This is a genomic window from Gemmatimonadaceae bacterium (assembly GCA_037721215.1).
Taxonomy (GTDB): domain Bacteria; phylum Gemmatimonadota; class Gemmatimonadetes; order Gemmatimonadales; family Gemmatimonadaceae; genus UBA4720.
In genome coordinates, this window is record JBBJNV010000023.1 from 1 (window position 1) to 19,319 (window position 19,319).

General features: G+C 60.2%; 16 protein-coding genes. 12 read left to right on the forward strand and 4 right to left on the reverse strand.

Annotated features, from left to right (window positions below; genetic code table 11):
* The 9 genes from WKF55_12745 to WKF55_12785 form a co-directional block, all read left to right on the forward strand.
* Nucleotides 1-487: F0F1 ATP synthase subunit alpha (locus tag WKF55_12745; GenBank protein MEJ7760445.1), on the forward strand; the 487-nt coding region annotated here is incomplete at its 5' end.
* Nucleotides 488-490: 3 nt separating this feature from the next.
* Nucleotides 491-1,354, forward strand: coding sequence for an ATP synthase F1 subunit gamma (gene atpG / locus WKF55_12750; protein MEJ7760446.1), 864 nt, complete (start codon nucleotides 491-493; stop codon nucleotides 1,352-1,354).
* 2 nt (nucleotides 1,355-1,356) lie between these two features.
* Nucleotides 1,357-2,796 (forward strand): F0F1 ATP synthase subunit beta, encoded by a 1,440-nt coding sequence (atpD, locus tag WKF55_12755; GenBank protein MEJ7760447.1) that lies wholly within the window; start codon nucleotides 1,357-1,359, stop codon nucleotides 2,794-2,796.
* A 4-nt stretch (nucleotides 2,797-2,800) separates the two neighbouring features.
* Nucleotides 2,801-3,052 (forward strand): ATP synthase F1 subunit epsilon, encoded by a 252-nt coding sequence (gene atpC / locus WKF55_12760; protein MEJ7760448.1) that lies wholly within the window; start codon nucleotides 2,801-2,803, stop codon nucleotides 3,050-3,052.
* 182 nt (nucleotides 3,053-3,234) lie between these two features.
* A complete protein-coding gene (locus WKF55_12765) occupies nucleotides 3,235-6,333 on the forward strand; it encodes a SusC/RagA family TonB-linked outer membrane protein (GenBank protein MEJ7760449.1) in 3,099 nt (1,032 codons plus the stop codon).
* A gap of 9 nt (nucleotides 6,334-6,342) precedes the next feature.
* Nucleotides 6,343-7,767 (forward strand): hypothetical protein, encoded by a 1,425-nt coding sequence (locus WKF55_12770; protein MEJ7760450.1) that lies wholly within the window; start codon nucleotides 6,343-6,345, stop codon nucleotides 7,765-7,767.
* A gap of 147 nt (nucleotides 7,768-7,914) precedes the next feature.
* Nucleotides 7,915-10,230, forward strand: a complete 2,316-nt coding sequence (locus WKF55_12775) for a S9 family peptidase (GenBank protein MEJ7760451.1) — start codon at nucleotides 7,915-7,917, stop codon at nucleotides 10,228-10,230.
* A gap of 45 nt (nucleotides 10,231-10,275) precedes the next feature.
* Nucleotides 10,276-10,674, forward strand: coding sequence for a response regulator (locus WKF55_12780; protein MEJ7760452.1), 399 nt, complete (start codon nucleotides 10,276-10,278; stop codon nucleotides 10,672-10,674).
* Nucleotides 10,675-10,676: 2 nt separating this feature from the next.
* Nucleotides 10,677-11,936 (forward strand): EAL domain-containing protein, encoded by a 1,260-nt coding sequence (locus tag WKF55_12785; protein ID MEJ7760453.1) that lies wholly within the window; start codon nucleotides 10,677-10,679, stop codon nucleotides 11,934-11,936.
* A 28-nt stretch (nucleotides 11,937-11,964) separates the two neighbouring features.
* Here WKF55_12785 and WKF55_12790 read toward each other — a convergent pair whose 3' ends face one another.
* A complete protein-coding gene (locus WKF55_12790) occupies nucleotides 11,965-13,242 on the reverse strand; it encodes a glycosyltransferase N-terminal domain-containing protein (protein ID MEJ7760454.1) in 1,278 nt (425 codons plus the stop codon).
* Between the two features lie 35 nt (nucleotides 13,243-13,277).
* Nucleotides 13,278-13,979: a thioredoxin domain-containing protein gene (locus WKF55_12795; protein ID MEJ7760455.1), complete on the reverse strand. Its 702-nt coding sequence runs from the start codon at nucleotides 13,977-13,979 to the stop codon at nucleotides 13,278-13,280.
* Between the two features lie 250 nt (nucleotides 13,980-14,229).
* Here WKF55_12795 and WKF55_12800 point away from each other — a divergent pair, with 250 nt between their 5' ends.
* The 3 genes from WKF55_12800 to WKF55_12810 are packed head-to-tail and all read left to right on the forward strand — an operon-like array spanning nucleotide 14,230 to nucleotide 16,398.
* Nucleotides 14,230-14,997 (forward strand): TPM domain-containing protein, encoded by a 768-nt coding sequence (locus WKF55_12800; protein MEJ7760456.1) that lies wholly within the window; start codon nucleotides 14,230-14,232, stop codon nucleotides 14,995-14,997.
* Nucleotides 14,998-15,052: 55 nt separating this feature from the next.
* Nucleotides 15,053-15,763, forward strand: a complete 711-nt coding sequence (locus WKF55_12805) for a hypothetical protein (protein MEJ7760457.1) — start codon at nucleotides 15,053-15,055, stop codon at nucleotides 15,761-15,763.
* 56 nt (nucleotides 15,764-15,819) lie between these two features.
* Nucleotides 15,820-16,398, forward strand: a complete 579-nt coding sequence (locus WKF55_12810) for a LemA family protein (GenBank protein ID MEJ7760458.1) — start codon at nucleotides 15,820-15,822, stop codon at nucleotides 16,396-16,398.
* 39 nt (nucleotides 16,399-16,437) lie between these two features.
* Here the strand turns inward: WKF55_12810 and WKF55_12815 are convergent, their stop codons facing one another.
* Nucleotides 16,438-17,814 carry an aspartate aminotransferase family protein gene (locus tag WKF55_12815; GenBank protein ID MEJ7760459.1) on the reverse strand — a complete coding sequence of 459 codons (1,377 nt, stop codon included), beginning with the start codon at nucleotides 17,812-17,814 and terminating at the stop codon, nucleotides 16,438-16,440.
* A gap of 8 nt (nucleotides 17,815-17,822) precedes the next feature.
* Nucleotides 17,823-19,217 carry a P1 family peptidase gene (locus WKF55_12820; GenBank protein ID MEJ7760460.1) on the reverse strand — a complete coding sequence of 465 codons (1,395 nt, stop codon included), beginning with the start codon at nucleotides 19,215-19,217 and terminating at the stop codon, nucleotides 17,823-17,825.
* Nucleotides 19,218-19,319: the final 102 nt, after the last annotated feature.

Here is a 19,319-nt window from a genome sequence, read left to right on the forward strand (position 1 = left end):
TGATCTCTTTTACTCCGGCGTGAGGCCGGCGGTCAACGTCGGGATCTCGGTGTCGCGAGTCGGCGGCGCTGCCCAGATCAAAGCCATGAAGTCGGTTGCCGGCCGCCTTCGTCTGGATCTTGCGCAGTACCGCGAGCTCGAAGCGTTCGCATCGTTCGCGTCGGATCTCGATGCCGCAACCAAGCGGCAGCTCGACCGCGGCGCGCGAACAGTCGAGATACTCAAGCAGCCGCAGTTCCAGCCAATGTCGGTCGAGAAGCAGGTCGTGATCATCTACGCAGTCACGAATGGATTCCTCGACAAGATTCCGGTTGCGGAAGTGCGTCAGTGGGAATCGGAATTCATCGAGTATACCGATCGCGAGTATCCGCAGATTGCAAGCAGCATCAAATCGTCGAAGGTGATGTCGCCGGAAATCGAAGAAGATCTGAAGCGCGCAATCGAGGCCTTCACACAATCGCGCGACACGGGCCAGGCAGCGGCCTGACGAATGGCGAAGGGTCGTGAGCTAAAGGGGCGAATCAAATCCGTCGAGAACACGCGCAAGATTACGCGTACGATGGAGATGGTCGCGACATCAAAAATGAAGCGGGCGCAGGACCGGGTGCAGGCTGCCCGGCCTTACGCAAACAGCCTCGCAGAAGTGATTTCCGATCTCTATTCGCCAGACCTCGCCGAGAAGTTTCCGCTGCTGAGGCAGCCGGCAGAGGTGAAGCGCGCCGCAGTCATCCTGCTTACCTCCAATCGTGGTCTCGCCGGTGGCTTCAACGCCAATCTGATCAAGGAAGCCCGCAAGCTCCTGGTGGGGCTTGACCGCGACAAAGTAGAAACGCAACTGCACGTCGTCGGGAAGAAGGGGCTTGGTTACTTCCGTTACATCGGCCGCGCGGTCGCTACCTCACGAACCGATATAACCGATCGTCCCAGCGCCGCCAACGCAGCGGAGCTCGTCGACGCGCTGATTGGTGAATTCGCATCGGGCGCGATCGATGCTGTTTACGTGATCTACTCCAAGTACAACTCCGCACTTTCCACCCCTCCGACATCACAGCGGATTCTTCCGGTCACGCCACCGGACACGACCGGCGTTCGTCCGGACTATCTGCTTTATCCCTCGGCTGAAGCAATTCTTTCAGAGCTGCTTCCTTCCTACGTTCGCAACTCCGTGTACCGGGCGCTGGTGGAGAACGAAGCCGGGTTCCAGAGCGCGCAACGCACCGCAATGAAAAACGCAACCGACAACGCCGGCGACATTCTCAACGTGCTTCGCCGTACTTACAATCGCGCCCGCCAGGCGCAGATCACTCAGGAGATCGCCGAAATTGTCGGCGGCTCCGCGGCACTCGAGGGTTAGTCATGGCTACAGCAGTCGCAACCGAGAAGAATGTCGGAAAGGTCGTCCAGGTAATCGGACCTGTGCTCGACGTCGAGTTCGAGTCAGAGAACCTGCCTGAGCTCTACAACGCGCTTCGCATCACGGCGACGTCCGCCGCCGGCGGCAAAATCGACGTCACATCAGAGGTGCAGCAGCACATCGGACGCAATCAGGTGCGCGCCGTCGCGATGTCGGCGACGGACGGTGTAGTTCGCGGTATGGAAGTCATCGATACCGGCTCGCCGATTACCGTTCCCGTTGGTGAAGCCGCACTCGGCCGCATTCTCAACGTGCTCGGCAATCCAGTCGACGATGGGGATCCGATTCCGGCCGATGTCGAGCGGTGGCCGATTCACCGCGCGTCTCCTCCGTTCGCTAACCTCGAGCCGAAGACTGAAGTTTTCGAAACCGGCATCAAGGTCGTCGATCTTATTGCACCGTTCGTGAAGGGTGGAAAGATCGGGCTGTTTGGCGGCGCCGGCGTTGGCAAGACCGTCGTCATCCAGGAACTCATCCAGAATGTGCAGAAGGGCCACGGTGGCCGGTCGGTGTTCTGCGGCGTTGGCGAGCGTACCCGCGAAGGCAACGATCTGTACCTCGAGTTCAAGGAAGCCGGCATCCTCGATTCGGTGGCGCTCATCTACGGCCAGATGAATGAGCCGCCGGGAGCGCGACTACGCGTGGGGCTGTCCGGGCTCACCATCGCCGAATATTTCCGGGATGTCGAGAATCAGGACGTGCTGCTGTTCATCGACAATATCTTCCGGTTTACGCAGGCAGGCTCCGAAGTGTCTGCACTGTTGGGACGCATGCCGAGCGCGGTTGGTTATCAGCCGACACTGGCGACGGAGATGGGTGATCTGCAGGAGCGGATCACCTCCACGAAAACCGGCTCGATTACATCGGTGCAGGCGATCTATGTTCCCGCCGACGACATCACCGATCCTGCGCCGGCTACCGCGTTTGCTCACCTCGACGCGACGGTCGTTCTGTCGCGAGCGATCACCGAGCTCGGCATCTATCCGGCCGTCGATCCACTTGCGTCATCGTCCCGAATTCTGGATGCCCAGTTCATCGGCGACCGGCATTACAAGGTTGCGACGTCGGTCCAGAGAATTCTCCAGCGTTACAAGGAGCTGCAGGACATCATCGCTATCCTCGGCATGGACGAGCTTTCCGAAGAGGACAAGCTGGTTGTCGGTCGCGCCCGCAGGCTGCAGCGGTTTATGTCCCAGCCGTTCGCGGTTGCCGAACAGTTCACCGGCATACCCGGGAAGTATGTCAAGCTCGAGGACACGATATCGTCTTTCGAGAGAGTGGTGGCAGGCGAGTTCGACACGCTGCCCGAACAGGCATTCTTCATGGCCGGGTCGATTGACGACGTCGTCTCGAAGGCCAATGAAATGGCTCAGGTGAAGTAAGACGATGCTTCATGTCTCGGTGATTTCACCGGAAAGCGTCTTGTTCGAAGGAGAGGCTGCAGGCGTCGTAGCGCCGGCGTTCGATGGAGAGGTGGGCATACTTCAAGGTCACGCTCCGATGATGACTCTTCTTGGCACCGGAGCATTGCGGCTGAACGGGGCGGGGGGAGAGAAACGCTTCACGGTCGAGGGCGGGTTTCTTCAGGTGGTGGACAACAAGGTGAGGATCGTGACGGAGAGGGCGACGGCGGCGTAACTCGGCCAAATGCCTGCTGCAAGTCCAGGCCGCGTTCGGGCTGGCAAGCCCCGGCATTGCGGTAATCTGTGTTGTCCCCCATATATGCGATAACGCGCGTTACAATCGCGTTACAGGCAGCATGGTGCTGCTACCGCGGGTCTGGCCCGCGTGCCGAATCGCAGTCAAAGCAAGGGGGATGAATGTCTCTGACTCGTCTGTTGGAGATGGGACGCGTGCTATGCGTCGCAGGATTGTTGGTGATCGTCGCGCGGCCCGCTCATGCGCAGCAGGGAACGGTTACCGGAACCATCACGGATAGGGCTAACGGACAGCCGATCGAGCGAGTCCAGGTCAGTGTCGTCGGCACGGTGCTCGGCGCGGCTACGAATTCCCAGGGCGTGTACATCATTCGCAACGTCCCTGCGGGAAATCAGCAGGTGCGTGCACTCCGCGTCGGATACGGAGAGCAGAAGCGTACACTTGCGGTTGCCTCGGGACTATCGGCAAATGCCGACATCGTCATGAGTGCAGTTGCAGTGAGCCTGACAGAAGTCGTGACAACTGCGACGGGGCCGAGCAGGCGGGTAGAAATTGGTAACGCCGTCTCGACGATCGATGCGGCCGAAGCTACCGCCAGCTCGTCCATCCGCAGCATCAACGACCTGCTGAACTCGCGCGCACCGGGCGTTGTGGTTCAAACCGGGGTGCAGACGGGAACCGGTTCCCGGGTGCGTATCCGCGGACAGAGCTCGCTCAACCTGAACAACGATCCCATCTATATCATCGATGGCATCCGGATGACGAGCGATAACGGCAGCTCGCGATATGGGTCAGGTGGTGCAAATCCCAGCCGCGTAGGGGACATCAACCCTGAGGACATCGAGGACATCGAGATCGTCAAGGGCCCGTCGGCGGCAACGCTCTATGGGACGGCGGCGGCCAACGGCGTGATTCTCATCACCACCAAGCGAGGCCGGGCCGGCGCGCCCAGGTGGACGGTTTACGGGGAAAGCGGGCTGCTCACCGACCGCAACAACTATCCGCTTAACTACACGATCGCGGGCCGTTCTCCCGGGAGCACGACGGCCCGGACATGCACGCTCGTACAGGTCTCAGCCGCCACGTGTTTGAAGGACAGTCTTCGCGTCTACGCGCCTATTCACGATCCCGATGCGACGCCAATCGGACAGGGACATCGGTTCCAGACGGGCGTGCAACTGAGCGCTGGCTCCGAGTCGATCAACTATTTCCTGTCGGCGGAGCGCGAGCAGGAGACTGGAACCTTCGAGCTACCGGCATTCGAGCGCCGCCGCTTCGATTCCACGGGCACGTTTCTCCGCGATTACACAAAGCGGCCAAACGCTCTTCAAAAAAACAGCGTCCGCGCCAACATCACGGCCAAGGTTGGTTCGAAGCTCGACATGTCCGTTCAGTCGGCGTTCATCAACAGCGACGGCCGTCTCTCTCTTGAATCGAATGCCACTGCCGGGATCGGTTCGCACCTTTTCGGCGGGCCCGGTTTCAAGGACAACTGCCAGGTTGCTGTGTCCCCTAGCACTCCCTGCAACGGCTATCGCGCATGGACGCCCGGGTACTCGTGGCAGGAAAAGACCAATCAGCGCATCAACCGGTTTATTATCGGAGCCGATGCAAACTGGCGTCCGTTCAGCTGGAACCAGACGCGCATTACCGTCGGCAATGACCTCACCGATCGCGTCGACGACCGGCTGCGATTCCGCGGCGAAGGTCCGCCGCTGACGGCGATCTACCGCGAAGGTTTCGCCGGGCAGGGCCGCACCGACATCCGCACGAGCAGCGTGAATCTCTCGAGTGCTGCTTCGTTTACCCCGCGGCCGTGGTTGGTCTCGAAAACGACGGTCGGCGGCAGTTACAGTAACTACCAGTTCGAGCAGGCCGCAGCCGAAGGACAGAACCTTCCGCCTGGCACCCGCACGCCGGGCGCCACTGCCGTGCAAATTGCGGCGTCCGGGACTACACTGAGTAAAACGCTGGGAGCTTTCATTGAAGAGGCTGTTGCATTGAACGACCGCCTTTTCCTGACGGCAGCGGTTCGCTCCGACCAGAACAGCGCTTTCGGTACCGATTTTCAGAGCGTCATCTATCCCAAGGCGAGCATCTCGTGGATTCTTTCCGATGAAGCATTCTTTCCCGGGTGGGGCTGGCTGGATCAATTCCGGGTTCGTAGTGCGTACGGCGCATCCGGCGTGCAGCCGGGTTCCAACGATGCCATCCGATCGTTCGAAGCGAGCTCACCAAACATCGGCGGCACAGATGTTCCAGGGGTTCTCAACGATCGGATCGGTAACGCCGACCTGAGGCCCGAGAAAAGCACCGAGTTCGAGGCAGGATTCGAAACCCGAATGCTTTCCAACAGGGTGAGCGTGGATTTCACGTTCTACAGGAAGCGCACGAAGGATGCTCTTATCAATGCGGTCATCGCACCGTCAGCCGGGACCGGGGTCACGCAGGTGCGGCGGAATCTTGGTCAGATTCAAAACAAGGGATACGAGCTGCTCACCAACCTCAAACTCCTCGATCGCAATGCGTTCGCATGGGATCTGGCGATCAGCGGATCGACCAATTCAAACCGGCTCATCTCGCTCGGGGAAACGCCGCCGCAGATCAATGTCAGCACCCGCGTCGTCGAGGACTACCCGCTGTTCGGCTGGTGGGCTCGGCCCATCACGGGCTGGGAAGACAAGAACGGCGACAAGATTCTTACCTACAACGCTGATCCTGCCCTTAACGAGGTCTTCGTCGGCGACAGTTCAATTTTTCGCGGCTACACGCAGCCGCGGCATACCGTGACGCTCACCAACGGATTCGACTTGCTGAGCCGCAAACTTCGGCTTCAGACTCTGCTGGATTATCGTGGCGGCTACAAGGCGTACAACAACACCGAGCGCATCCGTTGTGTAAGCCGTCAGAACTGCAACGGGCTGGTGAATCCGGAGTCGAGTTTCGAAGAGCAGGCAATGGTCGTCGCGACGCGCGACCATCCTTCGCGGACGCTCGACGGTTTCTTCCAGAAGGGCGACTTCGTAAAGCTGCGTGAGGTCAGTCTCCGCCTCGCGCTTCCCACGCGGTTCGCCGGAATGATCAGAGCGCGGAACGCCGACTTCACACTCGCTGGCCGCAACCTCGGGACCTGGACGAAGTACCGCGGCGTGGATCCGGAGAATGACTTCCAGGCCACTGACGGTGGCGACGTTCCGTCGGATTTCCAGACGGTCGGCCCTGCCAGTTATTTCATTGCACGTCTATCGCTCGGTTTTTAGGTCATCACCATGAAATCACATAACATGAAGCATATGGCTGCGGATGCCCGCCGGGCACGGCGGATCGTCGCGTGCATTGGCCTTGCACTCGCCGGTTCGCTTGGCGCATGCAGCGCTACCGAAACGTTGCTCGAAGCGGTTGATCCCGATCTCATCAACCCGCAGGATGCGCAGTCGCCGGAGGGCGCGCAGGCGCTTTATTTCGGCGCGCTTGGGCGGTTGCGGACGATGACTGGCGGTGGAGAAAGCTCGTGGCTCTTTGGCGGGCTGCTCGCCGATGAGTGGTCGACGAGCTCGACGTTCGTGCAGAACGACGAAACGGATCAACGCGCCACGCAGACCAACAACGGTACGGTCACCCGAAACTTCCAGGACATCTTCCGGACGCGGACGTCAGCCAACCAGGCGATTACCGGGTTGAGGCAATTCCGGCCCACCGAGACCGCGCGAATAGCGGAGATGTATTTTGCGCGCGGGTTCGCGGAGATGCAGGTGGCGCAGGATTTCTGTAACGGAATTCCGTTGAGCGATGGCACTGGGGTTGAAATCATCTACGGAAAGCCCTTACCCGTAGCAGACGTTTTTCGCACGGCCGTGGCGTCCTACGACTCCGCGCTTTCCACCGTGACCGGAACTGATGCGGCCTCTGTGTCGGTGCGGAATGCAGTGAGAATCGGCAAGGCCCGTGCTCAGCTCGGGCTGGGGCAGATCGCCGAGGCGGCGGTGACAGTGGCTGGTGTGCCAACCAGCTACACGTACACCAATTCGTTCGCGGTTACTTCCGGAGATAACATCCTCTGGGCTCAGCCGAACAGCGCTGGTCGCTATACGGTAGGTGACAGCCTGGAGGGCAACGCGAGAAACCTGCTCGTCAGGAATGCGATTCCGTTCTTCTCGGCGAGGGATCCGCGCGTGCCGGTGTTCTACACAATTGCGTCGAACAGGAGGGACACGGTCAGGGCGCAGGACGGTCTGACGTTCATTCGGAAGACAACCCTTTGGGCACGTACGACACCTGTCCCGGTAGTAAGTGGTGTCGATGCGCGTCTGATCGAGGCGGAAGCAATGCTCAGGGCCAACAACGTGGCAGGGATGCTGTCAATCCTGAACGCGCTTAGAGGGGAGCCGCCGAAGCTGGGGGAAATTCAGCCGACGGTTCTGCCGGACCTGAGCGACCCGGGCACCGCCGACGCGCGAATAAACCTGCTCTTTCGGGAGAAAGCGTTCTGGACTTTCAGCCGCGGTCAACGGCTGGGAGATTTGCGGCGTCTGATCAGACAGTACGGCCGAACGCCCGAGAACACATTCCCGGTTGGCATCCATTACAAGGGTGGCAACTATGGAGTGGACGTCAATCTGCCCGTTCCACAGGCAGAACAGAACAATCCGAACGTGGGAACCGAGAAGCCAACCTGCCTGGATCGCAACGCCTGAAAATCGAGGGGCAGGCCCAGACGGCCTGCCCTTTTTCGCTTCGCCGCGAATATTCTCAATGAGAGGCGGGAACGCTGCCGCGCGCAGTGCACGAGTGCTTCATTACAACAGCCGCTAACGGCAACTTTTCCTTATCAGAGTCATGCCATGACAATTTTTCGCCTGTCTCCGCGACCGCGACCGCTGGTCACGCGCGTTGCAACCGCTGTCGCCTTTCTCACGATGACACTCCCCGTTGCGCTTGACGCGCAAGCAAGTCGCGCCGTTAAGCGCCCGATGACATTCATCGACATGCAGCACATCCGCCAAGCGAGCGCACCAACGCCCAGTCCCGACGGCAAGCGCATGCTCTACACTCTTTCCACTCCCGACTGGAAGGAAGCGAAGCGCCAGACTGACATTTACGTAGTATCGCTTGAACAAGGCGTCAGCTCCACCAAGCAGATGACGTTCACGAAAGACAAGAACGAGGCTGCGCCCCAATGGGCGCGGGATGGCTCGTTCTTCGTTTTTTCGTCGAATCGTGATGCGCCAATCGCGACCGCGACTCAGAACCAGCTCTACGCAATGCGCGCCGACGGTGGCGAGGCTCGGCGCATCAGCGATGCAAAGGACGGCGTATCGACTTTTTCGTTTACGCGCGACGGCAAATGGCTGGTCTATCGTGCTGGAAAAACGGGCGAAGAGCAGCTCCATCGTCTTCCTGTTGCAGGAATCGATTCGGCGAAGGCCGAGCAGATCACGAAGCAGTCAGCTGGTGTCGGAACGTGGAAAGCGTCGCGCGATAGCCGGCGCATTTACTTCGCGACCGCCGACACACTGGATCCCGACGACAAGCTGCGCACGGAAAAGAAGTTTTCCGTCGTCGTCCGCAACATGGAAACTCCGCTCTCCAGCCTGTGGGCGCTCGATCTCGACCGGAAGGTCACAACGCGGCTGACTCGTGACACATCAATCACTGTCGGCGACTTTGAAATCTCCGACGACGGGAAGTGGATTGGCTTTCGTGGAACATCTGCCGACCGTTACAAGCGAAACGTCACCGAGCAGGGCCTCAACGCCGATCTCTATCTGCTCGAAGCTGCAACCGGCAAAATCGAACGGCTTACCAATAACGTCGAGGTTGGTGAAAGTGGCCTGAGTTTTTCCCCGGACAGCCGGTGGGTGGCTTTTTCTGCGCCAAACGACATGACGAAATACGGGATGTCGAACCGCCGCGTGTATCTGCGGAAGGTCGACGACCGCGCAGGGCAGTGGCAGAAGCTGGGTGCTTCGTTCGACGGGGATGCAGGTGTTGAATTCTGGTCGAAAGACGGGCGTACCATCTATTTCAACGAGGGCATTCGCGCCACCAGTCAGCTGATGGCCCTCGACATTGCGCGCAACACCGTGCGCCAGGTGACGAACGAGAGAGCGAATCTGCAGGTCAGCCGCGACGACGATACCGGTGTGCTGATCGTGAGCTATGCCGATCCGAAGACGCCTTCGACGCTGTTCACTGTTCCATCGGTCGATCGCGTGTCCACGCGGTCGTCGTGGCGTCAGCTCACTGATCCCAATTCGCAGGTCCGCGCATTCGCGCTTGGTGACGAGGAGGAAATCACCTGGAAATCAACCGATGGGAAGACCGTCGGCGGCGTTCTCGTGAAGCCCGTGGGATATCAGTCCGGCAAGCGCTATCCGCTAATCGTCGCGCTGCATGGCGGGCCTGCGGCGGCAGACATGCTGGGCTTCAACGGCGGCTATGGAGCACAGGTCTACGCCGGTGCAGGATACGCGGTTCTCAGGCCGAACTATCGTGGGTCGACGGGCTATGGCGAAGCCCACAAGACGGGCATCGTGGGCAACTATTTCGAGCCCGGATACAATGACATCATGAGCGGTGTGGATCATCTCATCGCAACCGGCATCGCTGACAGCAGCAGGATGGGCGTTCTGGGCTGGAGCGCCGGCGGTCACTGGTCGAACTGGATTCTCACCCACACAAATCGCTTCAAGGCAATCAGCTCGGGTGCGGGAACGAGCAACTGGATTTCGATGTACGCGCAGAGCGACGTACAGCGAAATCGCCAGTTTTACCTCGGCGACAAGCTTCCGTACGATGATTTCGACGCGTACTGGAACCAGTCTCCCATCAAGTACATCCGGAATGCAAAGACCCCGACGATGATCCACGTCGTCGACGGTGATCCGCGCGTGCCGCGGCCCCAGTCCGAGGAGCTTCACATGGCGCTCAAGCGCATTGGAGTACCAACGGAGCTGTTTGTCTATCCCGGCGCCACTCACGGCATTCCCGACCCGCGAAACCAGCTCGTGAAGTCGATGAGCGAGATGGCGTGGATGGATTATTACGTCCGTGGCACGGGCCGGCGGTTTGCGTGGCGGGACGTATTGAAGACTCTCGAGGACGAATCGGAGCGGGTGATGAGCGCGCCGGCGAAAAAAGCGGCTGGCCTCGAGTAAACCCCCGTACTTGCCATGCGAGCCGCTACAGGGCAACGTACAACCATGAGCGAATCGTCCTTACCCGTTATCCTCGTTGTCGACGACAACGAGGATAACGCACATATCATCCGGGATTATCTCGAGGCGAAGGGATATCCTATTTCCGTCGCCTACAACGGCGACGAAGCGATGACTCTGTTCGAGTCCATGAAGCCGTCACTCGTGCTTCTCGACGTGATGATGCCCGGACGTGACGGATGGCAGGTATGCCGCGAGATGAAGGGCCATCCCACCCTCGGACGGAACATCCGCGTCATCATGGTCACCGCCCTGCAGGACTGGATGGACAAGCGTCAGGCTCTCGAAACGGGGGCGGATGATTTCATTGAGAAGCCCTTCGAGCTGGCCCGGCTGGTACAATCCGTCGAGCGGAACGCGGCACTACTTACGCCAGCCAGCTGACCTTGCCCAATTACCGCCGTTTTTTTCGGCGTGGAGAATCGCCCAAAGTCCCGACTGTACCGGAAAGCATCGATCCCATCCGACAGCGCATTCACGACCGGAAGGAACTGCTCGTTCTGTACTTCAACTTCGATCGCTACACAAAGATTGAAGAGATTTATGGCTGGGAACAGCTCGACCAGATACTCGAAACGACCGCGGACGCGATGCGCGAGTTTTTCGAGGGCAGCGTTCTCAGGGGTTCACAGATGATGGTGAGCTTCAACAACGATGACGACTTCGTCCTGTTTCATGTGCCTCAGGCGGGAGAGCCGGTTCCCACTGACGACGAGATCACGGCGCTCACCGCTCAGCTCCATGAGATCATTGCCGCAAAAGTCGAGGAGATGCACGGAGAGGACATCGCTGCTCTGTTCGACACGTTCGTCGGCCGTGCACACATTCATTTCGATTCGAAAATACGGCTGGAGCGCCAGTTGTACCGGGCAATCCGCGAGGCGGCCAGCTCGTCAAACAGCGTCGAACAGAGAGAGTTCGGGCGTAAGGCCGCCGATCTGAGAGAGACACTCCGCATCGGTGCTTTATACATCGACTATCACCCGATTGTGGTCGCGGACACCAAGGATATTTTCGGATATGAAGCGCTGGCGCGCGGAAAAATGAAAAGCATGCGCCGGCCGGAAGTGATGTTCGAGGTGGCCGCTCAGACAGACATGATCTGGGAATTGAGCCGCCTCTGCCGCAACACTGCCATCGGTGGAATGGATGAGCGTCTGCAAGAAAACCAGCTGTTGTTCATCAATGTCGATCCGCATGATTTCACAGATCCGATGTTCACCGAGATGGATCTGGACGTGCCGGACCCGAGCCGGGTGGTATTGGAGATCACCGAAAGAACGGCCATCCGCGACTATCCCAAATTCCGCGGCCGGCTGAAAGACTTTCGCGATCGCGGATACAGATTCGCCGTCGATGACGCGGGCAGCGGTTATGCCGGGCTGGGTTCGATCGCCAACCTCGAGCCCGATTTCATCAAACTCGACATTTCATTGATCAACTGCATCAACGACAATTTCATCAAGCAGAGCATGGTTGAAATGGTCGTCAGGTTTGCGAACGACCAGAAAGCGATGGTGATTGCGGAAGGCGTGGAGACCAAAGAGGAATACGACACTGTGAAGCAGCTCGGCGTACATCTGGTTCAGGGATTTTATCTGCACCCCCCCGCGCCACCGCCGGCCACGCCTGGCGCAACGGCCTGAGAGGAAACCCCGGGCGGCACCTGCCGGACTACGGGCGTCCCATCACCGACAGCGCAGTGCCGTAGACCAGCGACTCGGCAATCTCCACTGAGCGGTCCGCGGCGCCCAGTTCCGATTCAACCACCCGGCGCGCTCCGGACCGCGCCTTTCTGAGCACCTCGGCATTCCCGAACCAGATCCTGATTCGCGTCGCTATGTCCCCCACGCCCGTGCAACGCGCCGCTCCTCCACCCGCCACAAGCAGGGCGGCGTCGCGGTTGTCGAGGTGTCTGGGTCCGACAATTACCGGTATTCCGAACGCTGCCGGCTCGAGCAGAGAGTGCAGTCCGGCACCGCGAAAACCTCCGCCAACGTATGCTGCATCTCCGACTGCATACAAGTCGCCAAGAATGCCGTACTGATCTACCAGCACAACATCGGCCTGGGCTCCCGCCGGGTCACTTGTTCGCGCAACTGAAAGCGAAGCAGTCGCGGCCCAGCGCTCGATTGATGCGAGGCGCTTGGCCGATAGTTCGTGTGGTGCGATTATCAGCCGCACGGCAGGCATCGCGCGACGGACCTGCACCCATGCCGGCAGCAGCCGTTCTTCGTCGCTCCGCCAGGTCGACCCGGCCACCAGCGTCGGTCTTGGATCGCGAAACCGCTCCAGAAGTTGTGCTCGGGCCTGCGACGTTTCGCCGGCACGTGACCAGACCTGATCGTACCGCGTGTCGCCGGTAACGATCAACCGCTCAGGGCGCACACCGACTTCGATCAATCTCTGTGCGTCGCCGGGAGCGATGGCGCCTACAGCGTCGAGTGCACCGTAGGCGTCAGTAAGCGCCGCTTTCGCGATCCGGGACATTCTACCGGATGATTGCGGCATCGTCGCGCTCAACAGCCCGAGCTTCGTCCCGCGCAGGGATGCGCGCTCCACAAGAAACGGCCAGACGTCAAGCTTGCTGAAGATCAGCGCGGAAGGTCGCAGAGCGTCAAGAATCGGGTCGGCAGCGTCGCTCGAATCGAATGGCAGGTAGTCGGCGAAATCCGCGCCCATCTTTGCCGCAAACTGTTTGGCGCTTGGCGAAAAAAAAGTATAGACGATCTGTGAGTCGGCATGCCGTTCCCGGAATCTCTCCAGCACCGGGAGCGCCTGAAGACCTTCGCCAACCGACGGTGCGTGCAGCCACACGAGGGGCCGGTCCATGTCCCGATTCGTCTCTGCCCATTGCCGATAACGTTGCAGCAGCCCGCGCCGGGCGCTGAGAGCAGTGAGCAACTTCGAAGAATGCCGGGGTGCCACGGCCACCAATGCCCGGCTGAACATACCCGCTGCCGCGTATGGAACGCGGACGATCGGGTTCACTTCCTTGCTATTGCCGAATCTAGCGCCGGACGAAGTGCCTCGATTGGCTGCGAGCCCAGGAAAATCTGGTTCCCAATCAGGAAGCTCGGGGTCGACCGAACACCTGCTGCCTGAGCGCGCGCCTGATCCGCTTCGATCAGCGATCGCATCTTCCCGCCATCGACGCATGCCTTCCATGCCGGATTGTTCACGCCGACGCGGGTCGCAATGGAGTCGAGCAGCGTTCGTGGGGATGACATCGGCCCCCATTGAGCCTGGGTTTCAAACAAGCCGTCGTGATACTCCCAGAATTTCCCCTGCGCGCCCGCACACATGGCGGCTTCCGCCGTCGGGATCGCATTTCGATGTTGCGACAGGGGATAATTGATATACGCCAGCTTTACCTTACCCGTCCGTACATATTCCGCAACGAGCGCCCGATAGGTTTCGTCGTGCCACGTCTTGCAGAACGGACACTGAAAATCGCTCGCGACTATCACCCATGTTTTCGCCGACGTGTCGCCGAGCACGCGGCCGCGGTCGGCAGCGGCGACGACAGGATCAGTTACGGCTGCCTGCGCAGGTGTCGATATGGCGGTGGCGCTCGCTGGCGAAGGCGTGCTTTCGGCTGGCCGAGGGGCGCCGTTGGTCGGTCCGCAGGCGCTCGTCAGCAGCGTCAGGAGCATTGCGGCACTGAAGTTGACTTGAATGGTCGTCATTGGCTAAATAGGTGTCGCGAACGGGGTTGAAATCAAGGGTGGAGATACGATTCTCAAAATAACGGTCGCGCGCAAGCATGGCGCGGCGACGCAGGATATAACGACGGACATTACCCGGCGCGGTTCAGCGTGGCGGAGCTCTCTGGATGCACCTCGCTGCCTGCGGCGGGCGTCTGGTGTTCTCATCGGCGCCGTAGTTCTGGCGGTTACGGCGGGATTACCCGCGTCGGCCGGCGCCCAGCAGGTGGCTTTGCCAGCACCAACCGGGCTGGTCAACGATTTTGCGAATGTCATCGATGAAGCGGCTGAAAGCCGGATGACGCGTGTCGCCGAGGATGTGCGGGCCAAATCGCGGGGCGAGATCGCAATCGTGACGCTGCCAAGTATCGGCGTTGAGAACGTTGCCGACGTGGCGCTGCGAATCGGCCGGGAATGGAAAGTGGGGAAAGTGGGAAATCCCGGCGATCCCACGCGAAATGCCGGCGCGGTGATTCTGCTGGTGCCGAAGGAGACGAATTCCGACGGCCGGGGCCGCTGTTTCGTGCTTACAGGGCAGGGAACCGAGGGATTCATTACTGACGCAACAGCCGCTGAGATCTGCCGCGAGGCAACGCCGGCGTTCAGGGTACGCGATTACTCGACTGGAATCGAGCTGATCACCCTTCGAACGGCGCAGCGTTTCGCCAACGAGTTCAATTTTTCGATCGATACCGCGCTCGTCCCGGTTGAGCCGGTTTATGCCCCGCGCAGGCAGAGCCGCGGGATTCCGCCATTTGTATTCGTCATTCTTTTTTTCATTGTTCTTCAGGTTTTGAGCAGGGCGAGTCGCCGCGGCCAGCAGGGTAAGCGCGGCAGGCGCGACGGGTGTGGCGGAGGGATGCCGATCATCATGCCAATTCCGATGGGGGGAAGAGGCGGAAGCTGGGGCGGCGGAGGGTTTGGCGGGGGAGGCGGCGGGTTTGGCGGCTTCGGCGGCGGTGGCGGTTTTGCCGGCGGCGGCGGGGGATCGGATTGGTAATGATGACGACGGTGAGTGCTGGTTCGCTCGTTCTTAACTCAGGCGGGATGCAACGATGGCGATGACACTTGATCAGCTTGTCGAGCAACTTCGGAAAGCCTACGGGCCGACTCTTCGCTCCGTTCTTCTTTACGGATCGGCGGTGGCCGGGGAGCATATTGCAAAACGGTCTGATTACAATGTGCTGCTGGTTCTGGATGCCGTTCCTCTGGAGCGGCTTGCCGCAGTCGGCGCCGTGCTCAGGTCGTGGACTGAAGCCGGTAATTCCTCGCCGATGACATTCACTGCTTCGGAATGGAAATCGTCGGCAGATGTTTTCCCGATGGAATACTCGGATATTCTCGAGCGGCACCGTGTCCTGTACGGAGAGGACGTGACCGAGGGAATCAATGTCGCCCGGAGCGATCTGCGGCTGGAAGTTGAGCAGCAGTCACTGGGAAAGCTTCTGCATCTGAGGCGTGGTGCCATGGCGGCCGGTGGAGATTCCCAGGCTCAGCTCGAATTGCTCGAGGCCAGTCTCAGTGCGATTATGGTCGTATTCCGCGGGGTTTCGCGGCTCCATGGAGAAGTGCCGGCTCAGGATTATCTGGCGCTGACGACCGACATTGCGATGAAATCAGGGTTTGATGCCGAACCGATCATGCGGGTCGTTCGACATGTGCGAGGCTCCGAGAAGCTGAAGAAGGAGGCAGCAACGGCGGTACTTGGCGGCTATATGGCAGCGATGGAAGCCCTTGTATCGTACCTCGATAATTACGCGGCATGAACTTTTCGATGAGTTTTGCGTAGGTTACTCCGATCACTTCAAGAGGCATCCTAAAAATGAAACGCCACGTTCTGATGTTGCTCGCTCCGCTGGCGCTCGCCGGCTGTGGATACAACCGGATACAGACGCTCGATGAGCAGGCAGCACAGTCGAAGCAGCAGATCGAAGTTCAGCTTCAGCGCCGCGCAGAGCTGGTGCCGAATCTGGTTGCGACCGTGAAGGGATACGCCAGTCAGGAGGAGGCGATCTTCACTCAGGTTGCGACTGCACGGGCTGGACTTCTCGGTGCCGTGCGATCGGGCGATCCAGGGCAGCAGGTTGCCGCAAACAATCAGTTGACGGGCGCGCTTAACCGACTGCTCGCGATCTCCGAGGCGTATCCGCAGCTCAAGTCCGATCAGAATTTTCTGCGGCTGCAGGACGAACTCGCCGGTACCGAGAACAGGATTGCGGTTTCGCGGAGCGATTACAATACGGCTGTCGGAACATACAACACGTACATCCGCGGATTTCCGCAGAAGCTCACGGCGATGGTTACCGGGGCGAATGCGCGGACGTACTACGATGCCCCTGCTGGCGCGGACGTCGCGCCGACAGTGGATTTCTCGAAGCCGCGCGGCGTGATTACGCGGTAGGGCACGTAACGCTAAAAAATCTACGGGCGGCGTTCCATTTCAGCCGCTCGTAACCCGGGTCAACGCGCGGTCGAGTACATCGAGTGCAAAATCAGCATCGTCCGGCGTGATGCACATCGGCGGCTTGATGCGCAGCACGTTGCCATCGAGTCCGCCCTTGCCGAGCAGGACTCCCATTTCGCGCGCATGCTCTAGCACCTGCAAAGCCGCGTCTTTCGCGGGTGCGCGGGTCTCGCGATCAGTCACGAGCTCGACTCCGATCATGAGGCCCATGCCGCGAACATCGCCAATCAGCGTGTGACGGCCCTGTAGCTTGCGAAGCCCGCGCATGAAGTGCGCGCCGATGACACGGCAGTTTTCCTGCAGACCGTCCTCCTCGATTACCTCGAGCACCGCCAGCCCGGCCGCCATCGAAACCGCGTTCCCCCCGAAAGTATTGAAGTGAATCCGCTGCTTGAGCGTCTCTGCGATTTCACGCCGGGTTGTCACTGCGGCAAGAGGAACTCCGTTGCCGATTCCCTTGGCCATGGTGACGATGTCAGGCGTCACGCCGAAGTTCTGAAATCCCCAGTAGTGCTCGCCGGTGCGCCCGAAACCCGTCTGCACTTCGTCGGCAATGCACAGTCCGCCATGCTCGCGTACGACCGCATATGCCTCTTTCAGATAATTGGGCGCGCCGTGCGTGGCGCCGCCGACCCCCTGGATCGGCTCGGCGATATAGGCGGCGATCTTCCCTGGTGTGGAATAACGGATGAGTTCGCGGATATCGGCGGCGCTCTTCGAAGCAATCTGCTCTGGCGTGCCGCCGCCCGGGTCACGGTACGAATCCGGGCACATGGCGTGATGCACCGGACCGCCTTCAGATCCCGGAAATTTCCAGGTGTGATGCGATGTCAGCGCCTGCGCGCTTGGACTTCCGCCGTGGTATGCATTGCGCAGCGCGATGACGTCTGCATTTCCAGTGAACAGCCGGGCCATGGTGACCGCCAGGTCGTTCGCCTCGCTGCCGCTGTTCACGAAATACGTCACGTCGAGGCCCTCGGGCATCTTTGATGCGAGCTTCTCTGCGAGTGACGGCAGATTCGGATGCAGATAGATCGTGGTCGCGTGCTGCAGGGTGGCGACCTGGTCCTGGATGCGCCTGACGATCTTTGGATGACAGTGGCCGCATGACACCGTGACGATGCCCGCGAACAGATCGAGATACCGGCGGCCGGTCTCGTCGAAGAGGTACTGCATCCTGCCCTCGACGATCATGATTGGATCCTTGTAAAGCGTGAACACCGTCGGATTGACGTATGCCCGCCTCATTGCCAGCACATCTTCGCGCGACGGCCCGGTGTACGGCCGCGGAGTGTACTCCAGTGGTGGCATCTGCATCGGCTGCGTCGCTTTTTCTATTGCGGGAGCGGTCATGGTGTCGGTCATCGGATTGGTCCAGACAGAGGTTGTTGCGTTGCATACTTCCGGGCGATCGCGCGAAGCCTGTCGTGCGGCAGCGCATAGCTTCGAATATTGTCAGCGCCAGTCATTGTCTTTGCGGCGAGCATCGCATTCGTGATCGCTTCCTCGGTTGCACCGACAGCGGCTTCGAAGATTGGATTGATGCGATCGTTCGGCAGCATTGTCAGAGCGACAATTCCGGTATCGGCCGACGCTCGGGTATTTGCGGTTGAGAACGCGATGAAGATGTCGCCCGACGAGTCCTCTCCGAGCCCGCCCATACGGCCCACTCCCAGCGCGGCGCGCTTCGCTACCCGCTTGAGTTGATGCGGCAGGAGAGGTGCGTCGGTGGCGATGACAATGATGATGGAACCCAGGCCTTCGTCGCGACCGACGCCCTTCCGGGTGAGATGGGCAGTCTCGGAACCGGAAAGTTCAGGCTTCCTCAAATCCGTATCGGTGATTTTGCTGCCCCCGCATACCGGTATTCTCATGAGCCACGAACGGGTTGGCGGCGTGGGTCCGGCTGCGCATCGTATGAGATCAGGAATTTCCCTGCCCACAGGCAGGCCAGCGATGGTGAGTCGGCGGCGCTGCCCATAGTTGCATTGCACGAGCACGCCCACAGTGTAGCCGCCGGCCGCGCCGGCGAGAGTTCGCGAAGCAGTGCCGGTGCCGCCCTTGAAGCCGTGGCACTGCATTCCCGTTCCACCGCCGACGTTTCCTTCCGGAACTGGCCCGGACCTGGCCCCGTCGAGCGCCGCAAAAACGTGCTCGCGCCTGACATGAAAACCCTCGGCGTCGTTCAGCACTCCATCGTAAGTCTCAGCGACGAGCGGCAGTGCCCATAGAAAGCCGGCGCGGTGTTTCGTCATCCACGCGAGGGTTGCGTCCCGCACAACGCCGACGCTGTGGGTGTTGGTGATGAGAATTGGCCCATCGAGCCGCCCTGATTCCTCGACCCAGGTGGTGCCCGTCATTTCGCCGTTGCCGTTCAGCGTAAACCAGCCCGCAAAGACACTGTCAGATCCGTTCTTTCCCCTTGGGAAAATCGCTGTCACGCCCGTGCGCACGGGCCCTTTGCCCACCACGAGGCGGCCGTTCCCTTCAATGATCGTCGAAACGCCCACCTCCACTCCGGGGACGTCCGTGATTCCGTTGTTCCTGCCTGGTGTGCCATCGAAGGGTACCCCCAGATCGCGTGCCCGCTGCCCGGACTGCGCTGTCGCCGTGAATGGAATCGCCCATGGCAGAACGAAAACGCAGACCAGCCGGATTGCCGGCAAACACGCTCTAATCACAGTGCTCCACGGGCTGTTCGTGGTTTCGGTGGTACCCAAGGGCGTAATGTCGGGAAGCGATCTCAGGTTGTCCATGGGCAGTCGAAGTGATGCAAGCCGTTACGCAAACGGGACGAGCGCGTGGGTCACCCTTGACACGCCTCTTCACGAGCCGTATCTACCGTAGACCCTCCACCG